General features: G+C 36.1%; 9 protein-coding genes. 3 read left to right on the forward strand and 6 right to left on the reverse strand.

Annotated elements, in window-relative coordinates; genetic code table 11:
* Window positions 1–136 precede the first annotated feature (136 nt).
* A complete protein-coding gene (locus H6W52_RS04320; RefSeq protein WP_116096584.1) occupies window positions 137–475 on the forward strand; it encodes a hypothetical protein in 339 nt (112 codons plus the stop codon).
* Between the two features lie 93 nt (window positions 476–568).
* Here H6W52_RS04320 and H6W52_RS21170 read toward each other — a convergent pair whose 3' ends face one another.
* The 4 genes from H6W52_RS21170 to H6W52_RS04335 form a co-directional block, all read right to left on the reverse strand.
* Window positions 569–760: a YdeI/OmpD-associated family protein gene (locus H6W52_RS21170; protein WP_241277887.1), complete on the reverse strand. Its 192-nt coding sequence runs from the start codon at window positions 758–760 to the stop codon at window positions 569–571.
* 55 nt (window positions 761–815) lie between these two features.
* Window positions 816–1,040 carry a DUF1905 domain-containing protein gene (locus H6W52_RS21175; protein WP_228457521.1) on the reverse strand — a complete coding sequence of 75 codons (225 nt, stop codon included), beginning with the start codon at window positions 1,038–1,040 and terminating at the stop codon, window positions 816–818.
* 10 nt (window positions 1,041–1,050) lie between these two features.
* Entirely contained in the window at window positions 1,051–1,725 is a 675-nt protein-coding gene (locus H6W52_RS04330; RefSeq protein WP_116096582.1) for a hypothetical protein, read from the reverse strand.
* A 98-nt stretch (window positions 1,726–1,823) separates the two neighbouring features.
* Complete coding sequence (locus H6W52_RS04335) at window positions 1,824–4,025, reverse strand: S46 family peptidase (RefSeq protein WP_116096580.1); 2,202 nt, start codon at window positions 4,023–4,025, stop codon at window positions 1,824–1,826.
* An 87-nt stretch (window positions 4,026–4,112) separates the two neighbouring features.
* Between H6W52_RS04335 and H6W52_RS04340 the strand changes: the two genes are divergently transcribed.
* Window positions 4,113–4,547: an META domain-containing protein gene (locus tag H6W52_RS04340; protein ID WP_116096578.1), complete on the forward strand. Its 435-nt coding sequence runs from the start codon at window positions 4,113–4,115 to the stop codon at window positions 4,545–4,547.
* Between the two features lie 201 nt (window positions 4,548–4,748).
* Window positions 4,749–5,027, forward strand: coding sequence for a hypothetical protein (locus tag H6W52_RS04345; protein ID WP_116096576.1), 279 nt, complete (start codon window positions 4,749–4,751; stop codon window positions 5,025–5,027).
* A 65-nt stretch (window positions 5,028–5,092) separates the two neighbouring features.
* On the opposite strand, the gene H6W52_RS04350 is transcribed toward H6W52_RS04345, so the two are convergent.
* Window positions 5,093–6,442 (reverse strand): ankyrin repeat domain-containing protein, encoded by a 1,350-nt coding sequence (locus H6W52_RS04350; protein ID WP_185216475.1) that lies wholly within the window; start codon window positions 6,440–6,442, stop codon window positions 5,093–5,095.
* Between the two features lie 8 nt (window positions 6,443–6,450).
* Complete coding sequence (locus H6W52_RS04355; RefSeq protein ID WP_116096572.1) at window positions 6,451–7,248, reverse strand: ankyrin repeat domain-containing protein; 798 nt, start codon at window positions 7,246–7,248, stop codon at window positions 6,451–6,453.
* Between the last annotated feature and the right edge of the window lie 103 nt (window positions 7,249–7,351).

The following is a 7,351-nucleotide window of genomic DNA, read 5'->3' on the forward strand; positions in this document are numbered from 1 at the left end:
TTAATTATAATTTTTTGTGGTTTCGGGGCAGCTTTGCTGCCCCGAAACTTTTATTAAAATATTTTTTAATACGACAAGTTTTGTCGTTATAAAGATTCATGTTTGCATAAAGATCAAGTAAAACTCAAAATAAAAAATGAAAACTGCTGTAGAAATTTGCGAAACAGATGCTCAGGAGCATCATTTCAAATCTGTCATTCTTCTGTCAAAAGATTTTGCTCCGCATGAAAGTTCGGTAGCAGAGATCGACACTGCCATCCTCAAAAATGATTTCGGAATCTTAATCATTAAAAACAGTCAGGATCAGACGGCAGAATTTTCATGGCAGAAAAATATTATTTCTTCCAATACGGAAAGTGGCTATTTTAAGGAAATAATGAATGATCTGGGAGTAACCGTTCATCATAATGAAGATTCTATTGCCATAATTAATGGTGGAGTGAAACAGTTTCTGACGATTCATTTTATGATTTAATTGTAAAAAATTAAGCTAAATAAAAAAGTCCGCCAAAATAATGAGCGGACTTGTTCTTTATGATAAAACCTGTTCAAGGGAGAACTGCATTTTTTAAATTCCTTTCTTTCCATCCAAGATCATTCTTATCATTTTTACTTTTCTGTTTTCTCTTGTTTCCGGCTTTTTTGCTTCTTCAATCCAGCGGATATATTCCTTTCTGTGGGTATAGCTCATCTTGTCGAATAATACTTTCGCTTCAGGATTTTCATTAAAGACTAACGCAATATCTTCTGCAATTTCCACTACTCTTTCTTCTTTGTCTTCAAGCAGATAAACAGAAACCTCATCACCGAAAGTTTTACCTGTTTCTTATTTCCTGAGTTAAGCCTAAAATGTGACAGTCGGATTTCATTTTAGCGAGGCTTCCGCGATATTCCACCTTATCGTCAAAAACAGCTTTTATTTTTACCTGACCTTTTTTATCAAATATCTCTTCCGTGAAAAAAGGAAATTCAACAAAAGCGGCATCCATTTCTCCGTTTTGCTTAATAACTGCTTTAAATTGTACAGAATCTGTTTTCATACATTTACATTTAGCACAATAACCACCACAGATTAAAATTATCCAGTTTTCCGTCTTTAAAATAGAAAATAAAGGAATCTTCTATCTCCTTTCCTACCGGAATGCTGAAACGCTGAATATTCTTCTGATCGGTATTTTCGATTTTCAGTTTGGGAAATAACTTTTGGAAATCTTCAACAGTGGTTTCATGAGTAAGGATAATATGATGCGACTGGATCTCGAAACGGTTATTTCCGGATTTCGCACTGCTGAAAATAACCTTATGATTGTTTGAAATAAATTCAGCATTGTTGGTATAGAAAGTCGTTATTTTACCATCAAAGTTTACAAGATCTTTTCCGTATGTTTTTTCCATCCAGGATTTATCTAGCCATTCAAAAGGACTTCCGCATTCCCACGGTTCCGTTTTAACAGAATCATGTTTTGGATGGAGTTTTTGGAATTGTTCCTGAGGTAAAACAATATCATTTCCATTCACCTGAACATTCTCAATTTTCAGGAAATCATCTGTAAATACTTTAGGCAATTCTTTTTCTGATTGTTTTTCTTTAGGTAAACTGTCTTGTTTGATAATCGTTTGTAAAGAATCCTTGTCCTGTAAAGATTTTAAATCTTCTTTCTCTTTTTTCTGACAGCTCCATAATGCTAAAAACATCAGCAAGGCCCCTAAAATTTTACTTTTCATTTTTTAATAATGTATTTTTGATCGGGTTAAAGTAATAAAAATTCAGCATAAAAAAACCGCGAAAGTAAACTTTCGCGGCTCCCATATCTGTTAAAAGATTATTTTTTCTTTCCTTTTGCAGGAATTGCTTTTGGCATTTTTGTTTTGGTGTCTGCAGGAGTGTTCTCGTCTCTTACCAATTGTAATTCGTCGATAAGTCTTCTTGCACCCGCATATTTGTCGATCGTCCAAAGAACGAAACGAACGTCTACGTTAATGGTTTTCTGCCATTCCTGTTCGAAAACGATATCACCGCTTAATGCTTCGCTGTTTCCGTCGAATGCAATACCAATTAAGTTTCCGTCTGCATCGATCACCGGAGAACCGGAGTTTCCTCCTGTAATATCATTGTTGGAAAGGAAGTTTACCGGCATATATCCTTTTGCATCTGCATACTGTCCGAAATCTTTCAGGTTGTAAAGATCGATCACTCTCTGTGGAAGATCAAACTCTTCGTCCCCTTTCTTGTATTTCCCTACAAGTCCGGTCATATCAGTATAATAGTTATCGGTAATTCCGAAGTAGTTTCTGTCTGATCGGATTGGCAATTTGTCTACCGTTCCGTACGTTAATCTCATGGTAGAGTTTGCATCCGGATAGAATTTTTTCTCAGGCATTGCCTTCATTAATCCTGCTAAGAACAATCTGTTGTTTTTAGCAAAATTATCATCAATTTTCACAAATCTTTCAGCGGAAGCTTTTTGATCTGCCATAATTCCGTTTGCAATTTTCCAAAGCGGATCTGCATCCAGTTTCAACGGATCAGGATTCAGCATAAAGTTTGTTGCAGAAGTTTTGTTTGCGAAGATGGAAGAATACGCTACATTCGAAAGATTTTTAGCATCCAGTCCCATAATGGTTTCAGAAGCTACATCTTTGTTTACTCTTGTCTGGTAAAGGTTTACCATAGAGTTCATCATTTCTCCTTCAAGCTTGATATTGATGTTTTCATAAGCAGATTTCAATGCTGCCTCTACTTTCGGCTTCATTGCCAGTCTTCCTGCCATATCCTGTTTTGCATATGCCTGAAGAACGCTTCCTACCTGTAATGCAAGTGTGAAATATTTAGAATTTCTGGAAAGCTGCGTCATGTACATTCTCTCCACGTTTCTGTCTGAAGTCTGCTTGTAATAAAGTCCGATATCTTCTAAAACCGTTTCGTACTCAACCACATTTTCAGGTTGTACCGCCCATGTTTTAAATCTTTCTTCAATCTTTTGCTTGTCTGTGATGGTTCCGTTTTTAATAACGGCATCAATAGTACCTTGTCTGTTTTTCCAATAGTTTGCAACTGAAGCGTACTGAGAAGCGTAGTTCAACTGAGTTCCTTTGTCTTTATCCATGTACTTCTTCATTACATCCATCGCTAATTTAGAAGCTTCAACCCAAGCCGGATAGTCTTTGTTTACCATCTGCTGAATTCCGTAAGAAGTCAGGTAACGGTTTGTTCTTCCCGGATATCCTAAGATCATTGAGAAATCTCCCGGCTTTACTCCTTTCAGAGAAACCGGTAAGAAATGTTTAGGCTTCAAAGGAACGTTGCTTGGAGAAAATTCCGCCGGATTTCCTGCTGCATCAGCATATACTCTGAAAACCGTAAAGTCAGCCGTATGTCTTGGCCACTCCCAGTTATCGGTATCACCTCCAAATTTTCCCAGTGCAGAAGGCGGAGCTCCCACTAATCTGATATCTTTATAATCCTGATAAACGAAATAGTAGAATTCGTTTCCGTTGAAGAAGTCTCTTACAACTACTGTGTATTTTCCGTTCTCAGAGTTTTCAGACTGGATCGCTTTTGTTTCAGCGTCAATAACAGCTTTTCTCTCTGCAGCGGACATATTGTTGTTTAGTTTAGCGTTGATTCTTTGGGTAGCATCATCCATTCTTACCAAAAATCTTACGTAAAGATCTTTTGCATTGAATTCGTCTTTCTGCTTCATTGCCCAGAATCCGTTCTTCAGATAATCTTTCTCTGGTGTAGAAGCGGCAGCTACAGCACCATATCCACAGTGGTGATTGGTAAAAATAAGACCCTGATTGGAAACAATTTCTCCTGTACAGAATCCTCCAAAGCTTACAATTGCATCTTTTAAGCTTGAATTATTGACAGAATAAATCTCTTCCGGTGTAAGATGCAATCCTTCTTTTTGCATATCTACCCCATTCAGTCTTTTCACGAGCATTAACAGCCACATTCCTTCATCTGCCCTCATCTGGACAAAACTTAAAAGGAAAGTGAATAGTAGTAATATTCTTTTCATTTTATAAAATAATTTTTGTGTCGCTAATTTACTAATTTTTTTACTGTCTGATGTCTGAGATGGTACGAAAATGGATTCCGATGAGTTATGAAAAAGAGATTCACTGCAATTTTAACATTTTTATGCCTCAGTTTTATCTTAAACTGCTCTTCCGTAACTGTAAAAACCCCACAGATCCAGAGAGAATGGATGCTGGTTTCTTTTGCAGATTACTCCAAAGAAGAGTTGATTAAAAACAATGCAAAAATTGATATTACCTCTCCTCCCGACAACGGGAAAATAAAAACTTCTGCCTTCATGGGATGCAATAAAATGTTTTTCACAACTGAATTTAAAAAAGAGAATCAATTAAAAATTTCGCAAGTTGTCTCAACAGAAATGGCGTGTCCAAATATGAAACTGGAAAACGATTTTTCTCAGAACATCAAAAAGATGAAGCATTACAAAGTGGAAGGACATTTTCTGACTTTAAATGATGATCAGGGAAATAGGATGAAGTTTATTGCGTCTGACTGGGATTGATTTCTTTGTTCTTACTTAATTTCTTCGTCTTCATTTTATCTTGCTAAAAAATTTTTATCATTTTGCTTTACCCGCTTTTTTCGCTTAGATGACTTAAAATTACCACAAAAATGTCCATTTTCCACCACCATAAAAAATTCTGACCGGTTTTGACTGCTTTTGACTGCTTTTGACCGGTTTGAAAACCCATTTCTTCGGATCATGTTTGGGTCTTCTTCGGGTCGGCTTCGGAAAAATGGGATTTTTTCCGAAGGAATACCGAACAACAGTCGAAGGATTTCGGGAGAGTCTTATGAAAGTATTTTTGCTTCATTGTACGCTTCGGCTCCGCTCGGTAGTATACTTACAGCAAAACCTTCTAAAAAACTTTTAAATCAATTATTATCGGAAGTCTTCCAAATGACGGAAACAGGAAGTATACCGGATTTTACTGATGAATTTTCAGGCAGAGATTCATTTAACGGCTTCTACGGATCATAAGAATTGGAATATTTTTCTGGTCAAATCCAAGTTCCTGTTTTTTTCCATAAACCGGCTTTTATGGTTTACAAAAGTTTTAATAGTTCGGCTTTCTTTTGATTGTATTCTTCTTCACTAATCAGTTCATCTTCTAAAAGTTCTTTTAATTCTTTTAATTTCGATTTGATATCTTCCTTTGAAACGGATGAGTTTGATGTTAAATCAATGGGGTTATTGGCTAATGGATTTTGTTTTGGCAAAGTATCGTTAGTTGGATTTTGCTGTAAGATTATGGCAGCAATTTCGTTGAAACCTCTTTGGTTGGCATAATCTAATGGTCTTTGTTCGCGTACATTGGTAAGATTTACATCGGCTCCGTGTTTGATTAAAAGGGCAACTATATCTTTTTTTCCGTTACACGCTGCGTAATGTAAAGCTGTATTTTCCGACTCGTCTTGAATGTTCACATCAGCTCCTTTTTTCAAGAGTAAATCAGCCATATAGAGATGTCCGTTTTTTACCGCCAAATGCAATAAACTTTCACCTCCGGAAATATAGCTACTGCTCAAATGATACAAACTATCTGATGATAAATCTTGGGATCTTTCCACAAAATCGAGGTAGCTTCCCAAAGTAACTGCTCCTTGTGTCGGGGTTTGAAAATTGACATCCAAACCCTGCTCCAAAAATAACTGCACCATTTGCTTCTGGTTGTAAGCACAGGCATAATAAATGGGCGAAATTCCGTTTTTACTGGTCTGAAAAACATCGGCTCCAAATTCTAAAAACAATTTGGTAAGCATTATATTATTATTGGAACACGCAAAAAGCAAAGGTGTTGTTCCGCTTGAATTAGGCTCATCAACCGCAATTCCTTTTTCTAATAAAAGTTTAATGATGGGTAAATTTCCGCTTTGCAAAGCCAAATGCAATAAGTTGTTTCCGTCTTTGGTAGTTACAAATACATTAGCTTCTTTTTGAATAAAAAGGTCAATCACCGATTTTTTGGAATACATTACGGCAATCATCAAAGGTGTTTCGCCATTGTTGGTTACACTTTCCAGGTCGAAACCGCTGGCTAAAAATAATTCACAGAGCACTTTTTGTCCGTTTCGGGTGGCAATATGAAGCAGATTGTTTCCCTGATAATCTTTAATGTCGGCTTTTGCATTTTTAGGCAAAAGCAATTTTACCACTTCCACTTGATTTTGTAAAGTGGCAAAAAACAGAGGCGTTTCTCCGTTCCGGTCTTCGTAGTTAATGTCTGCATCTTTAGTAATTAAAGCTTCACAAATTTCCAAGTACCCACGATGCGACGCATAATGCAAGGCTGTTCTGCCTTTTTCATCGGTATAATTTACATCGGTAACTTCTTGTTGTAGTAATAGTTCTGCTATTTTTCGGTTGCCTTGTTCACAGGCTAATATAAATGACATCGACATAGTTATTGATTTTGTTTGAGTAATAGTTGAACGGTTTTTTCTTTTAAATTATCATTGCTTGCTAAGTCAATTGGCAATTTGTCCTGTGCATTTCTGATGGAAATATCCGCTCCTTTTTCTAGTACTAGTTTTACTTTTTTATAAATATCTTTGGCTTTTTCGGCTTCAAAATTTAAGTTCACATTACAAACTTTGTGCAGTAAGGTATTTCCGTTATCGTCCTGCTCATTGATATCGGCGTATAAATGATTGAGAACGATTTCAAAAACGGCAAAATTTTTGGTAATAGCCATATCCAAAGGTGTTGTAGGACTTCCGTAATACAAACATTTGTGGGTTAAGTCTGCTCCTTGATCCAACATTTTGGATAAATAACGTAAAGAATTTTCGCTCGAATAATTGTCTAATCTTCTGATATATTCAAATAACATTGACACACCATCGGTATTGGTTTCGTCAAAATTCGGGCTGTCGAATTCGCAAAGCAAATCGTAAATATCATAATTGAGTTTATCTACCAAAGCCACGTAAAACATCGAATTTCCACGGTTGTCTTTGTGTTGTGGATCGGCTCCGTTTTCGAGTAAGGTTTGGACAGCCTTTTTGTTGCCTGCATCAATGGCTTTCTGCAAAGGAGTAACATTTCCTTTATTTTTGTGATTGACATTTAAACCATAATTAATCAGTAATCCGAAATATTCTTCAGGTAAATCTAAATGTAGTAAAGAGTTTTCTGATGGATCTATTTCATTGACTTTGCAACCTTTTTGGATTAAAATTTCGATGGCTTTTGCCGGCATTCTTTTAACCAAAGCCCATTTTAAAATAACGTGAATTCGGAGAAAAACATGAGGTGCTTAATGTCTAAAATTAATATTTTAGAATTGAACAAATACTAAAACA

Source organism: Chryseobacterium sp. C2(2020) (assembly GCF_014218915.1).
Lineage (GTDB): Bacteria > Bacteroidota > Bacteroidia > Flavobacteriales > Weeksellaceae > Chryseobacterium > Chryseobacterium mucoviscidosis.